Origin of the sequence: Streptomyces sp. NPDC057002 (assembly GCF_042673825.1) — a bacterium.
GTDB lineage: Bacteria > Actinomycetota > Actinomycetes > Streptomycetales > Streptomycetaceae > Streptomyces.
Window position 1 is genome coordinate 1 of sequence record NZ_JBHURZ010000009.1, and the last position, 24733, is coordinate 24733.

General features: G+C 70.6%; 17 protein-coding genes. 8 read left to right on the forward strand and 9 right to left on the reverse strand.

The annotated features are described in order from the left end of the window. Nucleotides 1-429: 429 nt before the first annotated feature. Together ACFT32_RS35360 and ptsP are read left to right on the forward strand one after the other, a co-directional pair. Nucleotides 430-879 (forward strand): PTS glucose transporter subunit IIA, encoded by a 450-nt coding sequence (locus tag ACFT32_RS35360; RefSeq protein ID WP_215122727.1) that lies wholly within the window; start codon nt 430-432, stop codon nt 877-879. A 78-nt stretch (nt 880-957) separates the two neighbouring features. After that, on the forward strand, nt 958-2628 hold the full coding sequence (gene ptsP, locus ACFT32_RS35365; protein WP_382497444.1) for a phosphoenolpyruvate--protein phosphotransferase: 1671 nt from the start codon (nt 958-960) through the stop codon (nt 2626-2628). Between the two features lie 70 nt (nt 2629-2698). Here ptsP and ACFT32_RS35370 read toward each other — a convergent pair whose 3' ends face one another. Both ACFT32_RS35370 and ACFT32_RS35375 read right to left on the reverse strand, forming a co-directional pair. After that, nucleotides 2699-3589, reverse strand: coding sequence for a hypothetical protein (locus ACFT32_RS35370; protein WP_382497446.1), 891 nt, complete (start codon nt 3587-3589; stop codon nt 2699-2701). A 180-nt stretch (nt 3590-3769) separates the two neighbouring features. Then, on the reverse strand, nt 3770-5737 hold the full coding sequence (locus ACFT32_RS35375; RefSeq protein WP_382497448.1) for an acetoacetate--CoA ligase: 1968 nt from the start codon (nt 5735-5737) through the stop codon (nt 3770-3772). Nucleotides 5738-5948: 211 nt separating this feature from the next. Here ACFT32_RS35375 and ACFT32_RS35380 point away from each other — a divergent pair, with 211 nt between their 5' ends. Further along, on the forward strand, nt 5949-8315 hold the full coding sequence (locus ACFT32_RS35380) for a TIM-barrel domain-containing protein (protein WP_382497450.1): 2367 nt from the start codon (nt 5949-5951) through the stop codon (nt 8313-8315). 2 nt (nt 8316-8317) lie between these two features. Here the strand turns inward: ACFT32_RS35380 and ACFT32_RS35385 are convergent, their stop codons facing one another. Beyond that, nucleotides 8318-8854 (reverse strand): NUDIX domain-containing protein, encoded by a 537-nt coding sequence (locus tag ACFT32_RS35385; RefSeq protein ID WP_382497451.1) that lies wholly within the window; start codon nt 8852-8854, stop codon nt 8318-8320. 47 nt (nt 8855-8901) lie between these two features. After that, entirely contained in the window at nt 8902-9711 is an 810-nt protein-coding gene (locus ACFT32_RS35390) for a M15 family metallopeptidase (RefSeq protein WP_382497453.1), read from the reverse strand. Between the two features lie 129 nt (nt 9712-9840). On the opposite strand from ACFT32_RS35390, the gene ACFT32_RS35395 reads away from it, so the two are divergent. The 5 genes from ACFT32_RS35395 to glpK all read left to right on the forward strand — a co-directional run bounded on the left by ACFT32_RS35395 (nt 9841) and on the right by glpK (nt 16363). Continuing rightward, on the forward strand, nt 9841-10266 hold the full coding sequence (locus tag ACFT32_RS35395) for a Zn-ribbon domain-containing OB-fold protein (protein WP_382498104.1): 426 nt from the start codon (nt 9841-9843) through the stop codon (nt 10264-10266). Further along, nucleotides 10263-11453, forward strand: coding sequence for a lipid-transfer protein (locus tag ACFT32_RS35400; RefSeq protein ID WP_382497455.1), 1191 nt, complete (start codon nt 10263-10265; stop codon nt 11451-11453). Before ACFT32_RS35395 ends, ACFT32_RS35400 begins: the two co-directional genes overlap by 4 nt. 207 nt (nt 11454-11660) lie before the next feature. Beyond that, nucleotides 11661-13313 (forward strand): EAL domain-containing protein, encoded by a 1653-nt coding sequence (locus ACFT32_RS35405; RefSeq protein WP_382498105.1) that lies wholly within the window; start codon nt 11661-11663, stop codon nt 13311-13313. A gap of 715 nt (nt 13314-14028) precedes the next feature. Next, the gene (locus tag ACFT32_RS35410; RefSeq protein ID WP_382497457.1) at nt 14029-14823 is read left to right on the forward strand and encodes an MIP/aquaporin family protein; all 795 of its coding nucleotides are present in this window, start codon (nt 14029-14031) and stop codon (nt 14821-14823) included. A gap of 19 nt (nt 14824-14842) precedes the next feature. Continuing rightward, on the forward strand, nt 14843-16363 hold the full coding sequence (glpK, locus tag ACFT32_RS35415) for a glycerol kinase GlpK (protein ID WP_382497459.1): 1521 nt from the start codon (nt 14843-14845) through the stop codon (nt 16361-16363). An 89-nt stretch (nt 16364-16452) separates the two neighbouring features. On the opposite strand, the gene ACFT32_RS35420 is transcribed toward glpK, so the two are convergent. From ACFT32_RS35420 to ACFT32_RS35440, 5 genes are read right to left on the reverse strand one after another with little or no spacing between them, the layout of a single operon-like run. Further along, complete coding sequence (locus ACFT32_RS35420) at nt 16453-17058, reverse strand: ATP/GTP-binding protein (protein ID WP_382497461.1); 606 nt, start codon at nt 17056-17058, stop codon at nt 16453-16455. Further along, nucleotides 17039-20689, reverse strand: coding sequence for a hydantoinase B/oxoprolinase family protein (locus ACFT32_RS35425; protein ID WP_382497463.1), 3651 nt, complete (start codon nt 20687-20689; stop codon nt 17039-17041). The genes ACFT32_RS35420 and ACFT32_RS35425 overlap by 20 nt, the downstream gene beginning before the upstream one ends. 24 nt (nt 20690-20713) lie before the next feature. Beyond that, the gene (locus tag ACFT32_RS35430) at nt 20714-21109 is read right to left on the reverse strand and encodes a DUF742 domain-containing protein (protein ID WP_382497464.1); all 396 of its coding nucleotides are present in this window, start codon (nt 21107-21109) and stop codon (nt 20714-20716) included. A gap of 9 nt (nt 21110-21118) precedes the next feature. Continuing rightward, complete coding sequence (locus ACFT32_RS35435) at nt 21119-21553, reverse strand: roadblock/LC7 domain-containing protein (RefSeq protein ID WP_382497466.1); 435 nt, start codon at nt 21551-21553, stop codon at nt 21119-21121. Then, nucleotides 21550-24630, reverse strand: a complete 3081-nt coding sequence (locus ACFT32_RS35440) for a nitrate- and nitrite sensing domain-containing protein (protein WP_382497468.1) — start codon at nt 24628-24630, stop codon at nt 21550-21552. Before ACFT32_RS35440 ends, ACFT32_RS35435 begins: the two co-directional genes overlap by 4 nt. Between the last annotated feature and the right edge of the window lie 103 nt (nt 24631-24733).

Below are 24733 nucleotides of genomic sequence, written 5' to 3' on the forward strand. Positions count from 1 at the left end.
CGGGGTATCAACATATCTGGCGTTGACTTTTGGCACGCTGTTGAGTTCTCAAGGAACGGTCGCTTCCTTTGTACTCACCCTCTCGGGCTTTCCTCTGGGCGCTTCCCTTCGGTGTTCCAAACTCTATCAGTGTTTTTCCGGCCCCCTGACCACCATCCTGCAGACATGCAGAAGGTGACCCCGAGATAGGATCTGACAAGTTTGGGTGCTGCCAGGCAAGGACACGAGGTTGTGTCGCTCAGCCCCAGGCAGGAGTACGACTGTACACGCGGCCGCAGAGCGCGTGCAAATCCATTTGCGGTATGGTCTAGACCATTCTGGAGTGCCCACGCGGAACCGGCACTTCAGGTGACATACCCTGCTGAACAGTGTGCCGCCCGGTACCGACAGGGACGGCCCATAACGATCTCCACCCCTGGGAGGCTTCCCATGACCACCGTGACGTCCCCGCTTGCAGGACGCACCATCGGACTGGCAGCCGTGCCGGATCCCGTCTTCTCCGGCGCCATGGTCGGCCCGGGCACAGCGATCGACCCCGTACGTGAGCCTTCCGAGGCCGTCTCGCCCGTGGACGGCGTCATCGTCTCCCTGCATCCGCACGCGTTCGTCGTCGTCGACGAGAGCGGACACGGCGTGCTCACGCACCTCGGTATCGACACCGTGCAGCTCAACGGCGAGGGTTTCGAGCTGCTGGTGAACAAGGGCGACACCGTCAGGCGCGGTCAGGGCATCGTGCGCTGGAACCCGGCTGCCGTCGAGGCCGCCGGCAAGTCCGCGATCTGCCCGATCGTGGCGCTGGAGGCCACGGCCGAAGCCCTCTCCGATCTTCGTATCGACGGCGATGTGAAGGCCGGCGACAGTCTCTTCCTCTGGAAGTGACGTCAGTGCCGTCCTATGACGGCGAGTAGGACTACCAACACGGCGGCCGGTGCCGCCGCACTATCGGAGACGGGTGAGATGGAGACAACGCTGCGAGGCGTCGGCGTGAGCCACGGTGTGGCGATCGGCGAGGTTCGGCATATGGGAACGGCGGTGCTCGAGCCGCCTGCGAAGCAGATCCCGGCGGACGAGGCGGAGCGTGAACAGGGGCGCGCCCGCAAGGCCGTGGAGGCTGTGGCGGCCGACCTGATGGCGCGCGGCAATCTGGCGGGCGGCGAAGCCCAGGCGGTGCTCGAGGCGCAGGCCATGATGGCCCAGGACCCGGAGCTGATGGCCGACGTGGAACGACGGATCGCCGTCGGGAGCACGGCCGAGCGCGGGGTGTACGACGCGTTCGCCGCGTACCGCGAGCTGCTGGCGGGTGCCGGTGAGTATCTCGCCGGCCGTGTGGCCGACCTCGACGACGTGCGGAATCGAATCGTCGCCCGTCTGCTGGGCGTGCCGATGCCGGGTGTCCCGGACAGCGACGAGCCCTACGTCCTTGTTGCGCGTGACCTCGCGCCTGCCGACACCGCGCTGCTGGACCCGACTCTGGTGCTCGGATTCGTCACCGAGGAGGGCGGTCCGACCAGCCACAGCGCGATTCTGGCGCGGGCGCTCGGGGTGCCGGCCGTGGTGGCGTTGCCGGGTGCCGGTGAGCTCGCCGAAGGCACGATGATCGCCGTCGACGGCAGCACGGGTGAGATCTTCGTGGACCCGAGTGAGGACAAGAAGGCTCAGCTCGAGGCCGCGGCCGCCGCGCGCAGGGCCGCGCTGGCGGCCTCGACGGGTCCCGGTGCCACGGCGGACGGTCACAAGGTGCCGCTGCTGGCGAACATCGGTGGTCCTGCGGACGTGGAGGCCGCCGTCGACGCCGGTGCCGAGGGCGTCGGTCTCTTCCGAACCGAGTTCCTCTTCCTGGACGACAGCAAGCAGGCGCCCTCCGAGGAGAAGCAGGTCGCGGCGTACCGGCAGGTGCTCGAGGCGTTCCCCGAGGGACGTGTCGTGGTGCGGGTGCTGGACGCGGGTGCGGACAAGCCGCTCGACTTCCTGACTCCGGGCGACGAGCCGAACCCGGCGCTCGGCGTGCGGGGGCTGCGGACGTTGCTCGACCACCCGGAGGTCCTGCGCACGCAGCTGACCGCGCTCGCGAAGGCCGCGGAAGGGCTGCCGGTCTATCTCGAGGTCATGGCCCCGATGGTGGCGGACCGTACTGATGCCCGGGCCTTCGCGGACGCGTGCCGTGAGGCTGGGTTGCGGGCGAAGTTCGGCGCGATGGTGGAGATCCCCTCGGCCGCGCTGCGGGCCCGCTCGATCCTGCAGGAGGTCGAGTTCCTGTCGCTGGGGACGAACGACCTGGCGCAGTACACCTTCGCCGCCGACCGTCAGGTGGGTGCGGTCTCCCGTCTGCAGGACCCGTGGCAGCCCGCACTGCTCGACCTGGTGGCGCTGTCCGCCGAGTCGGCGAAGGCCGAGGGCAAGAGCTGTGGTGTCTGTGGTGAGGCCGCCTCCGATCCGCTGCTCGCTTGTGTACTGGCTGGTCTGGGTGTCACCTCTCTTTCGATGGGTGCGGCGTCGATTCCCTATGTCCGGGCGACGCTGGCGAAGTACACGCTGGCTCAGTGTGAGCGGGCGGCTGCGGCGGCTCGTGCGTCGGACAGTGCCGAGGACGCGCGCAGCGCGGCGCAGGCGGTGTTGTCGGGCGAGTAGGCCGGGCTTGATCGGCTTTTGACTGCCCGGGAGGGGCGCCCCACTTTAGGTGGGGCGCCCCTCCCGCGTTTCAGTGGTTGTGTCCCTGGGCGGGCCTCTCCTCTCCGAGGTCGGGCGGCTCGCAGTAGTCGACGTTGGATTCCGGGGAGATGAGGTCGCCGGACTCGACGTCGGTGCAGTAGGCGTCGAAGACCTCTCCCGCGGTGAGGGGGTCGAGTCCGTAGGCGCGCAGGCGCCAGCCGTAGACACGGTCGGGCATGGCCGGGGCGCTGGCGCGGATGACGAGTCCGCCTGGGCTCTCGGTGGCCAGGCCGAGAGCGAGGACGGTGGTGAACTCGAGGGCTTCGGTCTCGTCCAGCTTCAGGGTGCCGCCCGTGTCGGCGGCGTGGAGTGCGGCGATGAGGGTTTCGGGTGGTCCGGTGACGCTGCAGACGAGGTGCCGGTCGCCGGGTGGGGCCGTGTCGAGGATGCGGACGATGAGGTCCGAAGCCCGGGCGAAGGCTGTGCGTCCGAGGTCCTCGCCGCATGACGTGCAGGCGCCCAGGCGAGCGAGGAGTGTGGTCGCGTACTCCCAGGTGGCCTGTCGTACGCCCTCGTCGACGAGGGCCGCCAGGAGGTCGGCCAGAGGCTGGCCCTCGTACGGGAGAGTCGGGCCTGTCACCGCGAGTTGGGCCGTGAAGCGGGTGCGGCTCGACGGGTTGTCGGGGTCCAGGCTCCTCTGCGTGCAGAACTCGGCGTACTCCTCGGGGTCGAAGAGGGCCACGGTGGTGTGGCTGCCCTGGAGAGTCCGTGTCCTGAGGAGGGCTTCCACCTGTTTCAGGTAGGTCGCGTGGTCGTCGAAGGTGAAGCTGCGGTAGCAGCGCATGGCTCGGAAGTCGTGCTCGTCGGTCAGCAGGCCGATGGTGCCGGCGATTTCGCGGCGCAGGACGCGTCGCATGGTCCGGCTGTCGGTGTGCGCCATTCTCTTTCCCCCTGTGCACAGTCGATCAATGCTCACTCACAGTAATCGACGGCACTGACAATGGAGGCTGGTGAAGGCGGACGGCCACTAAAGTCGCAGGTCAGCATGCTTCAGCCACACACTCCCCGTCCGCGACCATGGTGACGGGGAGTGGCCTGACGCGATCGTGGACGCCCTCGGTCAGGCGCGTTTGCGGGCGAGGTCCTCGTAGAAGGTCAGGAGGTCGAGGTTGTCGATGGAGCCGGGGTTGACCGCCTTCTCCAGTGGGGTGCCTTGGAGGAGGCGTTTGACCGGGACCTCGATGCGTTTGCCGGTGAGGGTGTGCGGGACGCCGGGTACCTCGATGATCTCGTCGGGGACGTGGCGCGGCGAGAGTTGTTCGCGGATGGTCTGCTTGATGCGCTTCAGCAGGGCCTCGTCGAGGGTGGATCCGGGGGCCAGGTGCACGAAGAGGGGCATCCAGTAGCCGCCGTCGGGCTGCTCGATGCCGATCACAAGGGACTCTCTGATTTCGGGGAGGCGCTCCACGGCTTCGTAGATGTCGGCGGAGCCCATGCGTACGCCTTGGCGGTTGAGCGTGGAGTCGGAGCGGCCGTGGATGACGACGGAACCGTGGGAGGTCACGGTGATCCAGTCGCCGTGCCGCCATACGCCGGGGTAGGTGTCGAAGTAGCTGTCGTGGTAGCGGCTGCCGTCGGGGTCGTTCCAGAAGTGGACGGGCATCGACGGCATGGGGTTGGTGACCACGAGTTCGCCGACCTCGTCGACGAGAGGGCTGCCGCTCGGGTCCCAGGCCTGTAGGTCGGTGCCGAGACAGGGGGCCTGGAGCTCGCCGACGTGGACCGGGAGGGTCGGGACGGCTCCGGCGAAGCAGGAGCACACGTCCGTGCCGCCGCTGACGGAGGCGATCCACAGATCGTCGCGGACCTCGTCGTGGAGCCAGCGGAAGCCGTCGGGCGGCAGGGGCGAGCCCGTGGTGGCGACGCACTGGACGGTGGAGAGGTCGAAGTCGCGTGACGGGTGCACGCCGGCCTTGCGGCAGGCCATGACGTAGGCGGCCGAGGTGCCGTAGAGAGTGGCCCGCGTGCGTTCGGCGATCCGCCACTGGGCGCCGGTGTCCGGGTAGCCGGGGCTGCCGTCGTAGAGGACGATCGTGGTGCCGGTGAGCAGGCCGGAGACGAGGAAGTTCCACATCATCCAGCCTGTGGACGTGTACCAGAAGAAGCGGTCCTCGGGGCCCAGGTCGCAGTGCAGGCCGAGTTGCTTCAGGTGCTCGACCAGGATGCCGCCCTGGGACTGGACGATGGCCTTGGGCAGGCCGGTGGTGCCGGAGGAGTAGAGCACCCACAGGGGGTGGTCGAAGGGCACCTGCTCGAAGACGGGGTCCGTGTCGGTGGAGGTGACGGCCGACCAGTCGAGGGCCCCTTCGGGTGCCTCGGTGCCGAGGAGGGGGATGTGGATGACGGCGCGCAGGGTGGGCAGTTCGCGGCGCAGTTCGGCCACGGTCTCTCGTCGGTCGTGCTCCTTGCCGCCGTAGCGGTAGCCGTCGACCGTGAACAGCACGACGGGTTCGACCTGCTGGAAGCGGTCGAGGACGCTGCGGGCGCCGAAGTCGGGTGCGCAGGAGGTCCAGACGCCGCCCACGGCGGCTGTGGCGAGGAGGGCGACCACGGCCTGGGGGACGTTGGGGAGGTAGCCGCTGACGCGGTCTCCGGGGCGTACGCCGAGGGCGCGCAGCTCGGCGGCCAGGGAGCCGACCTGGCGGCGCAGGTCGGCCCAGGTGACAGGGCGTGGTTCGTGCGTCTCGTCGACATACAGGAGGGCCGGTTCGTCCGCGCGGGTATCGGTGGCGCGCAGGGCGTGTTCGGCGTAGTTGAGGGTGGCCCCGGGGAACCACTGGGCGCCTGGCATCGCTCGGTCTCCGAGCACGCGCGCGTACGGGGTCGAGAAACGGACGTCGAACCACTCGGTGACGGCTTTCCAGAAGGCGTCCAGGTCATCGACGGACCAGCGCTGGAGAGCCGCGTAGCCGCCCTCGGCGGGGGCGCCGTGGTGCTCGGCGGCCCAGGCCTGGAACCTGGTGATCCGTGCCCGGTCGATGCGCTCGGGGTCTGGCTGCCAGAGCGGCTGGGGACTAGCGGTCGACATGGTCGGCTCCCGGACTGTGCGCGTCGTGTGCGTCCTCCGCGCACGGGCTGGGGTGTGCGCGTGAGCGGCTGGCACGGACAATGCCATGTGATCGACTTCGACACCAGGGTGCGTCCCACATAGTCGGCCTCGTGAAGATGTGGTCCTGACACGGGTGAACGGCAGTTGAACGCCACGCACGTGTGGCGCGGTCAATGGCAGGGTGAGCAGCATGAACGGTCGTGACCTGGTGCGTTCGGTGAAAGCGGTGGGTTCGGTGGGGGCGGCGCAGGGTGTGCGTACCGTACGAGCAGCGTGGCGCAGGCGGCGGGCCGACGCCACCGGGCTGCCGTCGCGCGGGGCGGAGCGTGCGCGGGTGCCCGGGCCCGTGCGGGAGGTGGAGCCGGGGCCGGGGGGCGGTGTCGTCCGCTTCAGCCGGTCGGAGCTGCGGATTCTCGTCGCCGTGAACGGGGCCGTGTTCTGGGGCTGGGACGGGGCGGAGCCCGAGCCGTCGTACGCGCTGGCCGGCCGCTGTCCGGAGCCCGATCCCCGGGCGGTGCTGGAGCCGGACAAGGACGGCGGCTGGCGGGTGGTGGCCGAGCGGGTGACGGTCGTCGTCTCGCGGCACGGCGCGGTGGAGGTGCGTACGCCAGGTGGCGTGACCCTGCGGCGTGATCTGCCGCCGCGGTGGTGGGAGCCGGTCGACGGCGGCCCGGCGCGGTGGTTGCAACGGTCGGAGGTGGCTGCCGACGCGCGCTTCTTCGGCCTGGGCGGACGTGCCGCGGGTCCGCGGCTGCCGGACGGCACGTACCGGCTGTGGAACACCGACCCCGGCCACGCTTTCGCGCCGGGCGACGACCCGCTGTACATCACGATGCCTGTGCAGTTCGTGGTGTCCGACGGCGGTACGCATCTGGTGTTCCACGACAGCTCGTGGGACGGCGCGGTGACGCTGCGGGAAGGCGAGGAGGGCGCGGGTTCCGGGCACGACCGCGGCGGGTCGAGCGAGCTGCGGATGGACGGCGGTCCGCTGCGCTGCTGGGTGATGGTGGGCACTCCCGCGCGCGTGCTGCTCGCCTGGGCCTCGCTCACCGGGGCGCCCGCGCTGCCGCCCACGTGGGCGCTCGGCCACCAGCACGCGCGGTGGGGGTTCGGCAGCGAGCAGGAGGTGCGGCGGATCGTCGCGGGCTATGTGGAGCACGGTCTGCCGCTCGATGCCCTGCACCTGGACATCGACCACCTCGACGCGCATCAGGTGTTCACCGTCGACCAGGACCGCTTCCCGAAGCTGCCCGTGCTGGCCGAGGAGTTCCGGCGGGACGGCATCCGGCTGGTGTCGATCGTCGACCCGGCCGTCAGGGCCCTGCCCGGCAATGCCGTGTACGACGGCGGTGCGGCCGAGGACGCGTTCGTGCGGGACGCGTCGGGGCAGGTCGTGCAGGGGGTCGTGTGGCCCGGGGAGGCGGTGTTTCCCGACTTCACGCACGCGCGTGTACGTGAGTGGTGGGGCGGCCTCTACCAGGAGCGGCTCGCGCAGGGTTTCTCGGGCTTCTGGCACGACATGAACGAGCCGACGTCGTTCACCGCGTTCGGGGAATCGACACTGCCGCGTTCGGCGCGGCACTGCCTGGAGGGACGGGGCGGTGACCATCGTGAGGCCCACAACGTGTACGCGCTGTGCATGGCCAGGGCGGGCTACGAAGGGCTGAGGAAACTCGCACCCCAGGAGCGGCCGTTCCTGTTCTCCCGCTCCGGGTGGGCCGGCATGCAGCGCTACGGCGGGACATGGTCGGGGGACGTGGCCACCGGCTGGCCGGGACTGCGGGCGTCCTTGGCGCTGGTGATGGGGCTCGGGCTGTGCGGCGTGCCGTACTCGGGGCCGGACATCGGTGGCTTCGACGGGGATCCTTCGCCCGAGCTGTATCTACGGTGGTTCCAGCTGGGCGCGTATCTGCCGCTGTTCCGTACGCACGCGAGTCTCAGGGCAGGGCGCAGGGAGCCCTGGGAGTTCGGTCCCGAGGTGCTGGAGCACGCGCGCGTGGCGCTCGTCGAACGCCGGCGGCTGCTGCCGTACTTCATGACGCTGGCGCATCTGGCGCGGCGTACCGGAGCGCCGTACGTACGGCCCCTGTGGTGGGCCGCGCCGGAGGATCGGACGCTGCGTGACTGCGAGGACGCCTTCCTGCTGGGCGACAGCCTGCTGGTGGCGCCGGTGCTGGATCCTGGCGCGGACCGGCGTGCGGTGCAGCTGCCGCGGGGGCGCTGGTACGACACGGTGACGGAGCGGGCGTACGAGGGGCCGGCGCAGGTGCTTGTCGACGCCCCCTTGTCGCGCATCCCCGTCTTCGCGCGCGCGGGTGCCGTTCTTCCCGTACGTGAGGAGGACGGCGGGCTCGCACTGGAGGTGTGGGCGCCCGCCCGCGGACGGACCGGGGGCGGGCTGGTCGTGCCGGACAGTGGCGAGGGATGGGACGAGCCGGAGATCGAGCGGTACACCGCTCGGTGGATGGGTTCGCGTGTCGTCGTCGAGCGGGAGGGTGAGGACTCCGGGGGCGAGCCGTCCTACCCGGTGCGCGTCCGCGGGGCCGGGGAAGGCTGAGCTCAGATGTACCGGCCCTCGAACCAGGCCCGTACGGCCACGGTGTGCAGCGGGAAGGCGAGCTCTTCCGCCCTGCGCAGGAGGTGCCAGCCCTCCGTTTCGTCGGTGGCGGCGGAGGGCGGCAGGCTTTCGACCGGGCGTTCCGGCAGGAGACCGAAGAGCAGCAGGTGCCCGTCGGGTGAGCTCATCGCGTCGGCGAGCCGTACCTCGCGGGCGGCCGCGTCGATGCCGGTCTCCTCCTTGAGTTCGCGTACGACGGCCTGCCGCCAGTCCTCCCGGTCGTCGATGTAGCCGCCGGGCAGGGCCGTGCCCCCGCGCGCGGGAGCGACGGTTCGGGTGATGACGACCAAGGCGGTGCCCTTGGTGTCGTAGACGGGCTGGAGGGCCACCGCGACCGGGAGTGGATTGCGGTAGGCCACGGCGCCGCACCCAGGGCAGGTGCGGGGCCAGCCGGAGACGCCCTCTCCGTAGGGCGCGCCGCAGCTCGAACAGTGGGAGTCCGGCGCGGAGTTGGAACTGGAGTGCTGAGTTTCGGACACGCGGCGGACTGTAGCCGATCACGGAGAGGGCGTCTCGGGCAGGCGGCTCAGTGGGCGCCGGTGAGCGACTTCCTGGACACGGGGAAGTCGAAATAGGTGTCCGGGTAGGGCTCGGGCTTGTAGGTGTAGTGCCACCACTCCTCTGCCAGGTTCACGAAGCCGAGGCCTTCCAGCGCGTTCTTGAGCAGCAGCCGGTTGGCGCGCTGTTCACCCTGGACGCGTGGGTCGAGGGTGTGCGAGAGGGTGTCGAAGCAGTCGAAGCCGGTCCCCATGTCGATCGAGTTGTCGGGGAACCGTTCGCCCTTGGGTGCGAAGCACGGCACGAGGGGCTCTTCGGGGTGGTACGGCCCGGTCGGCTTCGCCGGCAGCCTCACCAGGGTGATGTCCAGGGTCGATCCGCGGCTGTGGCCGGATTTCTCGGCGATGTAGCCGTCGGCGAACAACCTGGTCTTGTCGACGTTCGGGTAGAACTCGCCCTTCATCGCCTCGTCGTCGAGGTCCTCGGCCCAGCGGACGAAGTGGTCCACCGCGCGCTGCGGGCGGTAGCAGTCGTACACCTTGAGTGTGTAGCCCTGGCGCAGGAGCTTCCTCTGGGCCTTGTGGAGGGCTCGTGCGGCGGGGCGGGTGAGGATGCAGGTCGGCTGGAGGTAGCCGTCGATGCGCTCGCCGACGAAGTTGTGGGGGGTGACGTAGCGCATCTCCTGGATGATCGTCGGGTCCACGCTTCGCAGGGCCACGAAGTCCTTCGGCGCCTTGGGCTCGGGCTTGGCCTGGGCGGTCGCGGTGGAGGCGGTCGCTGCCAGCAGGGCGGCGAACACCGTGATGAGGCCGCGTGCCACGGCGGTCAGTCGTGTCATGGCCCTTGCGTCTACCAGGAGATGGCCCCGGCGGGGAAGGGATGCCCAATTCCGGAATGCCGTGGCAGACTTCTGACGTTCCGTCAGATCCGGTTGCGGGGAGGGACTGTGTCGCGTTCACGAACACCTGTGGTGGCGGGGTGGTTCGCCGGGGACGGTGACGCCTTCCGGCTGCTGGGCACGCGCTGTGCGGCGTGCGCCTCGGTCTTCTTCCCGCGTGAGGACCGCCATTGCCGCAACCCCTCCTGCACGGGCGGGGAGTTGGAAGAGATCGCGCTGTCGCGACGGGGGCGCGTCTGGTCGTACACGGACAGCCGGTATCGGCCGCCGTCACCCTATGTGAGCGATCCGGAACTTCCGTGGGAGCCGTGCGCGTTGATCGCTGTGGAGCTGGTGGCCGAGCGGATCGTGGTGCTGGGACAGGCGGCTCCCGGGGTCACCGTCGCGGATCTGACGGTGGGTATGGAGGCGGAGGTCGTGCCCGGGGTGCTCCATGAGGACGCGGAGACGACCTGGACGACGTGGCACTGGCGGCCGACGGGGGTGAAGGCATGACAGAAGAGGTGGCGGTGCTCGGCGCGGGCATGCACCCGTGGGGCAAGTGGGGGCGGAGCTTCGTCGAGTACGGCATCGCGGCGGCCCGGGTGGCGCTCGCCGACGCAGGGCTGGACTGGCGGGACATCGGCTCGATCATCGGGGCGGACACGGTGCGGGGCGGCTATCCGGGGTATGTCGCCGGAGCGACGTTCGCGAAAGCACTGGGCTGGCAGGGGGCCCGGGTCACGAGCGTGTACGCGGCGTGCGCGTCCGGGGCGCAGGCCGTCGACACCGCGCGGGCCCAGATACTCTCCGGGCTCGCCGACGTGGTGCTCGTGGTAGGAGCCGACGCCGCTCCCAAGGGCTTCTTCCGCCCTGCGGGAGGGGACCGGCCCGACGATCCCGACTGGCTGCGCTTCCGGATCCTCGGGGCGACCAACCCCGTGTACTTCGGGTTGTACGCCCGACGGCGTATGGCTCTGCACGGCGATACGACGGACGACTTCGCACAGGTGAAGGTGAAGAACGCGGCGATGGGCGCGCGGAACCCCAAGGCGCGCTACCGCAGCCGGGTCACCGCCGAGGAGGTCGCCGCCTCCGCTGTCGTCGCCGATCCGCTGCGGCTGCTCGACATCTGTGCGACCTCCGACGGCGGTGCTGCGGTGGTGCTTTCGAGCATGGAGTTCGCGCGGCGGCACGGGCATGCGGAGCCGGTGCGGATCCGGGCCGTGTCCACGGTGACGCCGCGTTACCCGAACACCGTGCTGGACCTGCCGGACATCGCCACGGACTCCGCGGTGGCGGTGGATCCGCCCGGCGAGACGTTCCGGAGGTCGATCGCCCGGGCGGCCTACGAGGAGGCGGGAGTCGGACCGGAGGACCTGTCAGTGGCCGAGGTCTACGACCTGTCCACGGCGCTCGAGTTGCAGTGGTACGAGGACTTGGGGCTGTGCGGCGAGGGCGAGGCCGTGAAGCTGCTGCGGGACGGGGCGACGGCACTGGGCGGGCGAATACCGGTGAACGTCAGCGGTGGACTGGCCTCCTTCGGCGAGGCGGTGCCGGCGCAGGCGATCGCCCAGGTGTGCGAGCTGGCCTGGCAGTTGAGGGGCGATGCGGGTGACCGGCAGGTCGCCGGGGCGCGCGTGGGGATCAGCGCGAATCAAGGGCTGTTCGGGCACGGGTCGGCGGTGATCGCGGTGCGGTGATCACGAGGACAGTGATCGCGGTGCGGTGATCACGGTGCCGGGCGCGGGCGCGCCGAGCTGGCGAAGCGGGCCGCGGTGCCGGCACGGGTGGGCTGGCCGTGCGGCCGCGGCGGGCTTGGTCATACGCTGTGTGACCACGCCGAAATCCTGTGTGAACGTCTCATGAACTGGGCTTGGGGGTGCGCCGGTGGAGTCATCATGCTTCCCGTGCACTCCTGGACGGATACTCTCCGCTTCGCCTTCCAGCCGGTGGTCAATCTGACGACCGGCGCGGTCGCGGGGCTGGAGATACTCGCCCGCCCGGAGACCGGCGACATCCTGGCCGAGGCCCGCCGGGATCCCGAGCTCGACTGCCGGCTGGCGGTGTCGGCGGTCCGCGCGGCGGTGCGCAAGGAGACCCTGCTTCCGCTGTTCGTCAACGTGTTCGCCGGCACCCTCGCCGACCTCGGCGGCCTCCCTTCGCTGCACGACGCCGTGCGCGAGGCGGGGCGGCTGCCGTGGGAAGTCACGATCGATGTCTGCCCGCCGTACACGCATGTGCCGCAGCAGGCGCTGCTGGAGGCGGTGGCCGCGCTGCGCGCCCAGGGCTTCCGGATCTGCGCGGACGGCGTCGGGGACGGGGACGTGCCCTTGCGGCTGCTCTCGGACATCGCGCCCGGCCTGGTGAAGCTGGACGCGTCGCTGCTGGCTCGGCCGGCCGTGGTCCGGTCGATGCGGACGCTGTGCGACGAACTGGGGGCACTCCTGGCCGTCGAGGGCGTCGAGACCGAAGGGCAGTGCGCGGCGGCGCTGACGGCCGGGGCACAGCTGGCGCAGGGGGAACTGTTCGCGCCGCCGGCACGGCTGCCCGCCGCGGACGTCTACGTCCCGCCCCGCTCCCCCGCCGATCCGGCCGTGCCACGGTCCGGGCCGTCGGTGCGGGAGTTCGTGCGGCCCGCGGCGCTGCTGCCCGCCGCGGCGTCCGCGGGGCAGGTGCGAGCGCTGCTGACCGGGTCGCCGGACGTGTCAGGGGTGCTGCTCGTGGACCCCGCGGGCATGCCGGTCCGGTCGGTGCACCGGTCCCGCTTCCTGCTGTCGATGTCGGGGCGCTACGGGCATGCCCTGTACGCCGACCGGCCCGCGGCGAAGCTCGGCGACCCGCCGCGGACCGTGGGCGTCGACGCCACCGCCTGGGAGGTCCTGGACGTGGTGGCGGTCGGCGGGCGCGACCGTACGTCGGACGATGTGGCCGTCGTGGACGAGTACGGGCGGTGTGTGGGGGTCGTACGGCTCGCGGACCTGGTGCGAGCGCTGGCCGAGACACGAGTGGAGGAAGCGGCGGGGCTCAATCCGCTGACGCGTCTGCCCGGCTCGGACGCGATCACCGGTGAGGTGGACCGGCGGATCGCGGCCGGGCGGCCGTTCGCGCTCAGCTGGCTGGACGTCGATCACTTCAAGCAGGTCAACGACGGGGCCGGCTTCGCGGCGGGGGACGAGCTGATCCGGGCGGTCGGACGGGCGCTTCAGCAGGCCGCGAAGGACAGCGCGCGCGTGGGGCACATCGGTGGGGACGACTTCCTGGTGCTCGCCGATCCGGAGGGTCTTGATCCGCTGGCCGCGTCTGTGCTGGACGCCCCTTGGTCGGCGGGGGGCCGGCCGGTCACGTTGTCGCTCGCCACGGTGCTGTGCGCGCCGGGCACAGTGACGGACCACCGGCAGGTGGCGGCCTGCCTGGCCCCCCTGAAGAAGGCGGCGAAGTCGTTGCGCGGGGCGAGTTGGGTGCTGGGCCGGGCGGGCCTGCCCGGACACGAGACCCGTCGAGGCGCCGAGCCGGCATCGGCGGCTGCGGGGTGTGGCGTGGCGGAGCCCGGTGGCGTTTGAGGGCGTACCGGCGCCCGAGCCGGTCAAGGGGAAGGACCGAGAGGCAGGTGCTGGGCTGTGAGGGGCCCGTACGGCCGCTCGTGGGGGCTCTGACGCTGTCGCGCGACGGGGGGCCCGGCGGGGTGGCTACCCGCCCGCCAGGGCCCCACACCGAGGTCTAAGGCCGTGCATGACTCGTGCGGTTGAGAAACCGCCAGGTCAGGTGGATGCTGGTGGCTAGCAAGCGAGGAGTCAGGTGCGGCTGGGCGAATGCCGACGGCGGAGCTCAGCGGTGGCCGGACACCACCACCAGAGCCTCGCACGGCTCACCCAGGCCGTGCGGTGGCCCCGACCAGATCTGAACAACGACCCGACCGGGCGCCGTCAGGCCGTGCAACCGGCCACCCGGCCCGGCAGGAGCCCGGCCGCCGTCACTGGGCCGCCAACCATTGCGGTCGGCGACCTTGACGCCCCTTGGGTGCCGGTGAACACTTCCGGTGTCAGTCGACATCGCCGTACATACTCGGCGTATTCCGGCACTGCGGCGCGTGGGCGCGCCTGCGCCAAGGCCCATTCCTCCACGGGCGATTCGGCTGCGACGGCACGCTCGTCACGGATGCCGGGCGGGACACGGGATCGCGGGATCTCCCCGCATTCGGCTGAAGTCGCCATGGGAAACGCACCCTGCACGTGAGGACCGGGGCGGATCGTCCCGGGCCACGGCCTAGGAGCCGCCATGACTAACGGAGATATCTTCTTCGGCGAGATGATCGGCACGGCGATCCTGATCCTGTTCGGTGCCGGCGTGTGTGCCGCCGTCACCCTCCGATTCTCGAAAGCACGGGCCTCCGGGTGGATCGTGATCGCGTTCGGCTGGGGCTTCGGCGTGCTGGCCGGCGCGTACACCGCCGCTCCCCTCTCCGGAGGGGTCATCAACCCGGCCGTCACCTTCGGTCTCGCCGTCGACACCGGCGTGTGGAGCAAGGTCTGGGTCTATCTGCTGGGCCAGATCACCGGCGCCATGATCGGTGCGGTCCTGTGCTACCTCGTGTACTACGCCCAGTTCGCGGCCAACGTGCGGAAGACGGGCACCACGGAGGGCACAGCGGACGAACCTGTTCCAACGCTGGGCATCTTCTCCACGATCCCGGAGATCCGGAACCCGGTCGCCAACCTGGTCACCGAGATCCTCGCCACCATCGCCCTGGTGTTGCCCATCCTCGCCCTGGTCGGCCAGGACAGGCATGTCGAGGGCATCGGTATCGGCTTGATCGAGGGTGGTGGCGGCATCTACGGGTCCGGTATCGCGATCCTTCTGGTGTCCCTCCTGGTTGTCGGCATCGGCCTGTCCCTGGGCGGTCCGACCGGTTACGCCATCAACCCGGCGCGTGACCTCGGCCCGCGCATCATCCACGCCATCCTGCCGATCCCGAACAAGGGCACCTCCGACTGGGGCTACTCGTGGATCCCCATCGTCGGCCCACTGATCGGCGGACTGCTCGGCGGTGTCATCTACAACGCAGCCTTCTGAACCAGCCCAAGGGGTAGCCATGACGGACAACGCAGAAAAGTACGTCGCCGCAATCGACCAGGGCACCACATCGAGCCGCTGCATCGTCTTCAACCAGGACGGCGCGATCGTCGCCGTCGACCAGCGCGAGCACCGCCAGATCTTTCCCAAGCCCGGCTGGGTGGAGCACGACGCCACCGAGATCTGGTCCAAGGTGCAGGCGGTGGTGGCCGGGGCGATCGCCAAGGCCGGACTGCGCGCCGACCAGCTGAGCGCGCTCGGGATCACCAACCAGCGCGAGACGACCCTCCTGTGGGACCGCGCCACGGGAAAGCCGGTGCACAACGCCATCGTGTGGCAGGACACGCGGACGGCGGCGCTGTGCAACCAGCTGGGCGGCTCGGACGGGCAGGACCGGTTCCGCGAGCAGACGGGGCTGCCGCTGGCCACCTACTTCTCGGGCCCCAAGGCCGCCTGGCTGCTCGACAACGTGCCCGACCTGCGAGGGCGTGCCGAACGCGGTGAGATCGCCTTCGGCACGATGGACTCCTGGCTGATCTGGAACCTCACCGGCGGCACGGACGGCGGGCACCACGTCACCGACGTGACCAACGCGGGCCGCACCATGCTGATGAACCTGGAGACCCTCCAGTGGGACTCCTCGATCCTCTCCGCGATGAACATCCCCGAAGCGATGCTGCCCGAGATCCGGTCCTCCGCCGAGGCGTACGGCACCGCGGTCGGCCAGCTCGCCGGCGTGCCCGTGGCCTCCGCGCTGGGCGACCAGCAGGCTGCCGTGTTCGGCCAGGCCTGTTACGACGTCGGCACGGCGAAGAACACGTACGGCACGGGAAGCTTCCTGCTGCTCAACACGGGCAACCGCCCGGTGCCGTCGAAGAGCGGTCTGCTCACGACGATGGGCTACAAGATCGGCAGTGAGGCGCCGGTCTACTGTCTGGAGGGGTCGATAGCCATAACGGGTGCGCTGGTCCAGTGGTTCCGCGACCAGCTCGGCATCATCCGGACCGCCGACGAGATCGAGCCTCTGGCGGCGAGCGTGGAGGACAACGGCGGCTCGTACATCGTGCCGGCGTTCTCGGGCCTGTTCGCGCCGTACTGGCGCTCCGACGCGCGTGGCGTGATCACCGGGCTGACCCGGTACGTCACGAAGGCGCACCTCGCGCGCGCGGTGCTGGAGGCGACGAGCTGGCAGACGCGTGAGGTCGTCGACGCCATGTACCAGGATTCGGGGGTGCACATCACCACCCTGAAGGTCGACGGCGGCATGACGAAGAACAACCTGCTCATGCAGCACCAGGCGGATGTGCTCGATGTTCCGGTGGTGCGGCCCAAGGTCTCCGAGACGACCTGTCTGGGCGCCGCGTACGCGGCCGGTCTGGCCACCGGGGTGTGGAACGACCTGGACGAGCTCAAGGCGCACTGGCAGAAGGACGTCGAGTGGACGCCGTCGATGGAGGCGTCGGTGCGAGACCGCGAGTACCACAACTGGCGCAAGGCCGTGGAGAAGAGCTTCGGCTGGGAGGAGGACGGCGAGAGCTGACCACGCGCGCGTGGAGCCTCGTTTCTGCGGACCGCGGCCCGTACCCCGGTCGGCGGGGGTGCGGGCCGTGCCGATGGGTCGGGCCCGCGTCAGGTGGTCACCGTATGGCGTTGGCCGGCCGCGTACGCCATGGCGTGCTGGACGACGCCGATGAGCGCCTCCTTGACCGACTCACGGTCGCGGGCGTCGCACATCAGGAGGGGCACGCCGTCGTCGAGGTCGAGGGCCGCGCGGACGTCCTCGATCGGGTAACGCGGGGCGCCCTCGAAGCAGTTGACGCCGACGAGAAAGGGGATCGACCGCCGTTCGAAGTAGTCGACGGCTGCGAAGCAGTCCTCCAGGCGGCGGGTGTCGGCGAGGACGACGGCGCCGAGCGCGCCTTCGGAGAGCTCGTCCCACATGAACCAGAACCGCTCTTGGCCGGGCGTGCCGAAGAGGTAGAGCACCAGGTCTTCGCGGAGTGTGATGCGGCCGAAGTCCATGGCCACGGTCGTGGTGTGCTTGCCTTCCACGCCGCTGGTGTCGTCGACCGGGCGGCCTGCCTCGGTGAGCAGTTCCTCGGTGCGCAGCGGCCTGATCTCGCTGACCGCGCCGACGAGCGTGGTCTTGCCCACGCCGAAGCCGCCGGCCACCAGGATCTTGAGCGTGACGGGCTCGACCGGAGGCTTGCCGCGCTCAGAACGCCCGAAGATCATCGATCTCTTCTCCTGCTTGATGGGGGTCGGGCGACGGCGGGCCGTAGCCTCCGCCGCCTGGGGTTTCGATGGCGAGTACGTCGCCGGTGACGACGTCCGCGGAGTCGCTGCCGCCGAGTTCGGTCACGGTGCCGTCGGCATGTTCGACCCGGTTGGTGCCGAGAGCTCCCGGCTCGCCGTCCGCCATGCCGTACGGGGGCACACGGCGGTGCTGGGACAGCGTGGAGACGGTCATGGGCTCCAGGAAGCGGATGCGGCGCACGGCACCGTCCCCGCCGCGCCACCGGCCGGGGCCGCCGCTGCCGGGCCGGACCGCGAACTCCTCGAGGCGCACGGGCAGCCGCCACTCCAGGACCTCGGGGTCGGTGAGGCGTGAGTTGGTCATGTGGGTCTGGACGACGGGGGCACCGGGGAAGCCGTCGCCCGCGCCGGAGCCCGAGGCGACGGTCTCGTAGTACTGGTGGCGTTCGTTCCCGAAGGTCACGTTGTTCATGGTCCCGGAGCCCTCGGCCTGGACACCGAGCGCTGCGTAGAGGGCACCGGTGACGGCTTGGGATGTCTCCACGTTGCCGGCCACGACGGCCGCCGGCGGCTCGGGGGCGAGCAGGGAGCCGGGCGGTACGACGATGCTCAGGGGACGCAGGCAGCCGTCGTTGAGGGGGATCTCGTCGGCTACGAGGGTGCGGAAGACGTACAGGACGGCCGCGTTGACGACCGAGAAGGGCGCGTTGAAGTTGGTGGGCAGCTGCGCCGACGTGCCGGTGAAGTCGATGGTGGCCGCACGGTTCTCGCGGTCCACGCGCACGTGTACGCGGATGACGGCGCCCGAGTCGGTCTCGTAGGCGTAGTCGCCGTCGTCGAGGGCGTCGATGACTCGGCGTACGGCCTCTTCGGCGTTGTCCTGGACGTGCCGCATGTAGGCCTGGACGACGTCGAGGCCGAAGTCGTCGATCATGCGGCCGACCTCGTCGACGCCCTTCCGGTTGGCGGCGATCTGAGCGCGCAGGTCGGCGAGATTGGTCTTCGGATTACGGGAGGGGTACCGCGCTTCGGTGAGGAGGCGGAGAGTCTCGTCCTCGCGGAAACGGCCGTCCTCGGCGAGCAGCCAGTTGTCGAAGAGGACGCCCTCCTCCTCGATGGTGCGGCTGCCGGCGGGCATGGAGCCGGGGGCGATACCGCCGATCTCGGCGTGGTGGCCGCGTGAGGCGACGTAGAAGAGGATCTCCGGGTCACTCTCCGTGACGTCCGACGGTGCGGCGTCGAAGACCGGGGTGATCACGGTGACGTCGGGCAGATGGGTGCCGCCGTGGTACGGGTCATTGACGGCGTAGGTGTCCCCCGGGCGCATGCGGGAGCCGCGCCGGCGGATGACCTCTTTGACGCTCGTGCCCATCGAGCCCAGGTGGACGGGGATGTGTGGGGCGTTGGCCACCAGGTTCCCGTCCGGGTCGAACAGGGCGCAGGAGAAGTCCAGGCGCTCTTTGATGTTGACCGACTGGGCCGTGGACTCGAGGCGGGCGCCCATCTGTTCGGCGATGGACATGAAGAGGTTGTTGAAGACCTCAAGCAGAACCGGGTCGACTTTCGTGTCGAGATCGGAACTCTGCGTAATCGCGGCGCGTTCCATGACCAGATGCCCGTCGTCGGTCGCCGCGGCCTGCCAGCCGTCGTCGACGACGGTCGTCGCACCGGCTTCGGTGATGATCGCCGGGCCGGTGACGGTGTCGCCGGGAGGAAGGCCCTCACGGCGGTGGAGGGGTACGTCGTGCCAGGCGCCGCCCGTGTGGAGGCGGACGCTTTGGGGCGCCGCGGGGCTGCCGTCGGTGGTGGCTTCGTAGGGGGCGAGAGCGGAGAGATCGGGGGGTTCTGTGATGCCGGTGGCTTCGACGGAGAGGGCTTCGACGACGATCGGTCGGTCGAGCGTGAAGGAGTACGTGGCGCGATGACGTTCTTCGAAGGCGCGCCGCATCGTGTCGGGCTCGGTCAGCTCGACGGTGAGGGTGGTGTCGGTGCCGTCGTAGCGGAGCTGCGCGCGGCGGGTGATCTCGATGTGCTCCTCGGGGACGTCCTCGGCGCGGAGTTCGGCGCGCGCCGCCGCTTCCAGGTCGTCGGCGGTCTTGCGGACGCCGGGCATGGAGGCGGGTTCCAGGGGCGCCTCGACGGACTGTTCGCGCATGGCGGTGGTGTCGGCGAGGCCGATGCCGAGTGCGGAGAGGACGCCGGCCATGGGCGGCACGAGGACGGTGCGGATGCCGAGGGAGTCGGCGACCATGCAGGCGTGCTGGCCGCCGGCGCCGCCGAACGTGGTGAGGGCGTAGCGGGTGACGTCGTGGCCCTTCTGGACGGAGATCCGCTTGACCGCCGACGCGATGTTCGCGACGGCGATCTGCAGGTACCCCTCGGCGACCTGCTCGGGGGTGCGGTCGTCGCCGGTCTGCTCGCGGATCTCGCCCGCGAGGGCGGTGAAGCGGTCCCGGACAAGGGCTTCGTCGAGGGGCTCGTCACCGTTCGCGCCGAACACCTTCGGGAAGTGGGCAGGCTGGATGCGGCCGAGAAAGACATTGGCGTCGGTGACGGCGAGCGGGCCGCCGCCCCGGTAGCAGGCGGGCCCGGGGTCCGCGCCCGCCGAGTCCGGCCCGACGCGGTAACGGGAGCCGTCGAAGTGCAGGACCGAGCCCCCGCCGGCCGCGACGGTGTGGATGTCGAGCATGGGTGCGCGCAGCCGGACGCCGGCGATCTGGCTGGTGAAAACGCGCTCGTACTCGCCCGCGAAGTGGGAGACGTCGGTGGAGGTGCCGCCCATGTCGAATCCGATGACGCGGTCGAAGCCGGCCAGCTGCGACATGCGGGCCATGCCGACGATGCCACCGGCCGGCCCGGACAGGATGGCGTCCTTGCCACGGAACTGCCCAGCCTCGGTGAGACCGCCGTTGGACTGCATGAACATCAGCCGTACGCCTTCGAGTTCGTCGGCGACGTGGCGGACGTAGCGGCGCAGTACGGGCGAAAGGTAGGCGTCGACGACGGCGGTGTCCCCGCGGGGGACGAGTTTCATCAGGGGGCTGGCCTCGCTGGAGAGCGAGATCTGCGGGAAGCCGATGCGGGCGGCGAGTTCCCCGACGGCCTGTTCATGGGCGGGGTGGAGGTGGCTGTGCATACAGACCACGGCCACGGCCCGGATCCCGTCGTCGTACGCCTCCCGGAGGGGCCCGGCGAGGGCGTCGAGGCCGGGCGCGAGCAGCACGGTGCCGTCGGCGGCGATGCGCTCGTCGACTTCGACGACTCGTTCGTACAGCAGCTCGGGCAGTTCGATACGGCGGGCGAAGATGCTAGGGCGGTTCTGGTAGGCGATGCGCAGGGCGTCGCGGAAACCGCGGGTGATGACCAGCAGGGTGCGCTCGCCCTTGCGCTCCAGGAGGGCGTTGGTGGCGACCGTCGTCCCCATGCGCACGGTCTCGACGGGGTCGCCCGAGTCGGCCAGCAGGGTGCGGACGGCCTCGACCGCCGCGTCGGCGTAGCGGGCCGGGTTGTCCGACAGGAGCTTGTGCGTGAGCAGCCGGCCGTCCGGGCGTCGCGCGACGACATCGGTGAAGGTGCCGCCTCGGTCGACCCAGAACTGCCAGCCAGTCACGTCAGTACCCCGCTTCCGCGCTGCTCACAGCGCCCGGAGGCCGTTGATCACGTCGCGCAGAATACTCTCGTCCGGCAGTTCGGCAGGGGGTACGGGCCGGTTCACATGGACGAATTCCGAGTCCACGAGATCTCCGACAAGGACCCGTACCACCCCGATCGGCAGGTCGAGTTCCGCTGCGAGTTCGGCGACCGACTGCGGGACGTCACGGCACAGCTCGACGATGTCCACATGCTCCGGGGAGAGCATGTGGTCGGCTTCCGGGTCGTCCCCGTGCGGTTCCGTGACGACGACCGCGATCAGGTCCAGACGGTGCTGGCCCTGGCTGCTGGTGCGGCCGCGTGTCATGGCGTACGGACGGACGACCGGTCCGGCTTCGTCGTCGAACCAGTGGCTTCTTCCCTGACCGTCAGCGCTCATGTCATCCCACTACCCGCCTGCGGGCAGATCGGTGCGCGGAGCGGCACCCAGATGTACGCCCACCCGCTTCACGAGGAGCGTCATCTCGTAGGCGACCTGGCCGACGTCCGAGTCGGCGTCCGAGAGGACGGCGAGGCAGCTGCCGTCACCGGCGGCGGTCACGAACAGGAAGGCGTCGTCGAGCTCGACGACGGTCTGACGGACGTTGCCGGCCTCGAAGTGGCGTCCCACACCCTTGGCGAGGCTGTGGAACCCGGAGGCGACGGCAGCCAGGTGCTCGCTGTCCTCCCTGGTCAGATCCCTGGACACTCCCGTCGCCAAACCGTCGCTGGAGAGCACGAGGGCTTTGCGGATGCTCGCGACGCGGTCCACCAGGTCGTCGAGGAGCCAGTTCAGCTCCCCCTTGATGGTCGCGGTGTGGCCGGTCGCCTTCGGTGCGGTCATCGACCGTCCCCCTCTGTCGTTCCTTGTCGTGCTGCGCCGCTGTGGGCGGCATCGCCCGCGGCGTTCTCATCACGGCCGCGCTGCCAGCCGCGCTGGAGCGAGGCCATGCGGCTGCGTACTTCCTCGGCGTCGCGTTCGACGGGCTCGGCCTTGTCCTCCGTACGCGGCTCGGTCCCCCGCTTCAGCTGCGGAGCCAGGTTGGCCTGCCGGACGCGCCGGGGCAGCGCCCCAAGGCCGGATCCGGCCCCCCGCAGCGGGGCACCGGGTGCCGAGCCGGTGTCCTGTGGCGCGGCACCGGAGCCGGCCTCGGGGCGCGTGGGCCCGCCGGTGTTCTCCGGCGTGGGTCCGGAGCCGCGGTCGGGTGTGTCCGGGCCACTGGATGCGATCTCCGCTCGGCGGGTGCGCTTGGGCAGAGCGGGCGGTTCCGACCGGTCGCCGTCGGCACTGCCGGGCATGACCGGGGATTCGGTGCGGTCGGCGGCGCGGCCGGCCGCGCCGATGGCCGGGCGAGCGGATTCCGTCCCCCGGCGACGTGCCGGCAGCGGCGGGGGTGCGTCGGTCTGCGCCTCGCCTCGGCGGCTTCCGGTCGCGGAGTCCTCGGTGCGGCGCCTGGCCGGAAGCGCGTGCTCCGGCCCGGACCGGCCCATGGCCCGGCCGCTCGGGGACTCCTCGCCCCGGCGACGCGACGGGAGCGAGGATGCGGCCCCCGATTCCGCTCGGCCGGTGGCCGTGGTCGGCTCCTCGTCGGTCTTGGCCCGGCGGGGGCGCTGCTCGGTGACCGGGCGCCCGTGCGAGCTGACCAGCTTGGGAGTGTGGCGCCTGGGCGGGACGGCCGGAGCGCCGAGCTCGTCGCCGGTGTCGGTCCGGTCCCGTCCGCCGGGGGCGTCGCTCTGCTGCGGGTCGGGGCGGCCGGCTGTCTCGTCCTGGGCGCGGGTGAGGGAGTGGCGGGAGCGGAACAGAGCGCCGTGTTCACCGCTCTCGTCCTCGAGGGAGCCGGAGAACCCGCTGATGGCGTCCAGGTCCACCGGCGCCTCCAGCTCGACCGGGCCGTCCAGGAGGGAGGCGGGCAGGCCCGCACGCGGTGCGGGCGCCTGGGACAGCGCGGCGCGGCGGCTGTCCTGCGGCTCGCTCTCGCCGGCCAGCTGGGGGCGGTCGAGGCGGAATCCGATGCCGTTCGTGTCCGGGATGTCGTCGGTCAGCAGCGCGTCGGGGATGAAGACGACGGCGGTCGTCCCTCCGTACGGCGAGGGCTGCAGGGAGACCCGGACGTTCTGTCGCTGGGCGAGACGGCTGACCACGAACAGACCGAGCCGGTCGGTGTCGGACAGCTCGAACTCCGGCGTCTCGGCGAGCCGGAGGTTGGCGTCCAGGAGCGCTTCGGCGGCCATTCCGAGGCCGCGGTCGTGGATCTCCAGGGTGAAGCCGTTGGCGACCCGCTCGCCCAGGACCTGGACGGCGGTGTGCGGAGGCGAGAAGACCGTGGCGTTCTCCAGGAGTTCGGCCACGAGATGGGTGAGGTCGGCGACGGCCGGGCCGGTGACGGCGATCCGCGGGAGGCGGCGGACCTCGATGCGTTCGTAGTCCTCGACCTCGGCGACGGCGGCGCGTACGACGTCCATGAGCTGGACGGGCTTGCGCCACTGACGGGAGGGGGCGGCGCCGGAGAGGATCACGAGGCCCTCGGCGTGCCGGCGCATGCGGGTGGTCAGGTGGTCGAGGCGGAACAGGTCGGCGAGTTCTTCGGTGTCCTCGGTCCGGCGCTCCATGGCGTCGAGCAGGGTGAGCTGCCGGTGGAGCAGGACCTGGCTGCGGCGCGCGAGGTTGACGAAGACCTCGGAGACGCCGGCGCGCAGCTCGGCCTGTTTGACGGCGGCTTCGACGGCGGCGCGCTGCAGGGTGTTGAGGGCCTGGCCGACCTCGCCCATCTCGTTCTTGTCGTACTCGAGGTGCGGGACCTCTGTCTCGACGTCGACCTGCTCGCCCGCGGAGAGCCGGCGCATCACGCTGGGCAGTCGCACCCCGGACGCCTCGTGGGCTTCCAGGCGCAGCTGCCGCAGATCGCGGATGAGGGTGCGGCCGACGCGCACGGACAGGAAGAGGGAGACCAGGAGCGCGAGCAGGCCGAGTACGCCGGCGATGACCGCCTTGGCGATGACGCCCATGGCCACCGGGTCGACGCGGTCCTGGTAGCGGTCGTTGGCCTGGTCGTTGAGGGTGCCGAGCTCGTCGAGCACGTTGCCGGCGGCGCTGTCCCAGCTTTTCGCGGAGACACCGCGGGGAGCTCCGGACCCGGAGGAGACGGCCGCTTCCTCGGCCACGCGCAGCGGAGCGGAGGAGGCGTTCTTCCAGAAGCTCTCGTAGCGGTCGCGCTCCGCGACGGGCAGCAGCGGGAGGTTGGCGTCGTACATCAGGCTGCGCTGGGCCACGAGGTCGGAGATGTCGCGCTCTTCGGAGTGGGAGATCTCGCCGACGATCACGGCGGAGCCGAGGAGGGCGTCCTCACGGGAGAGGAGTTCGCGGGCACGGGCGAGACTGACCAGCGCGCGGTACTGCTTGTCCAGTTCGACGTTGTCGACCACGTGCAGGTTGGCCAGGAGGACGTAGCACGGGTCGACCAGCCGGTTGTAGAGGTCGAGGGCCTGAGAGCGGTTGACGGTGCCGTCCTCGACACTGCTGCGCAGCGACTCGATGCCTTCGAAGGCGTCCAGGACGGCGGTCAGCCGTTCGTCGGTGTCCTCGCCCATCGCGTCGCGCACGTCAGGATTCCGGGCGTTGTCGCGAATGCCGCCGACGGCCTTGTCGGTGGCGGCCCTGCTGCGCCGGAGCGCCGCCAGCCCGTCGGAGGCGCGGGGGTCGGCGAGGTAGACGAGGGTCTGGCGGCGTTCCTCCTGGAGGACGCGGACGGTGTCCTCCATGGGGTAGGCGATCTTCTCCACCACGGACGACACATTGAACAGGTCGGCCGCCTCACGCCCTGTGAGCACCGTGGCGAAGGCCCAGATCGCGCTCAGGGACACCAGCGGCACGAGAAGCAGCGCCACGATCTTCCGGCGGATGGACTTCCCGCGAAAGCGCATGGCCTCCCCCAGCTCGGGCCCCCGGCCTACCGGGGGTACACATGTGCGTCAACAAACGGCGCGAGCCTACTACCGACCCACAGGGAACTCGAAGACCGGTCCG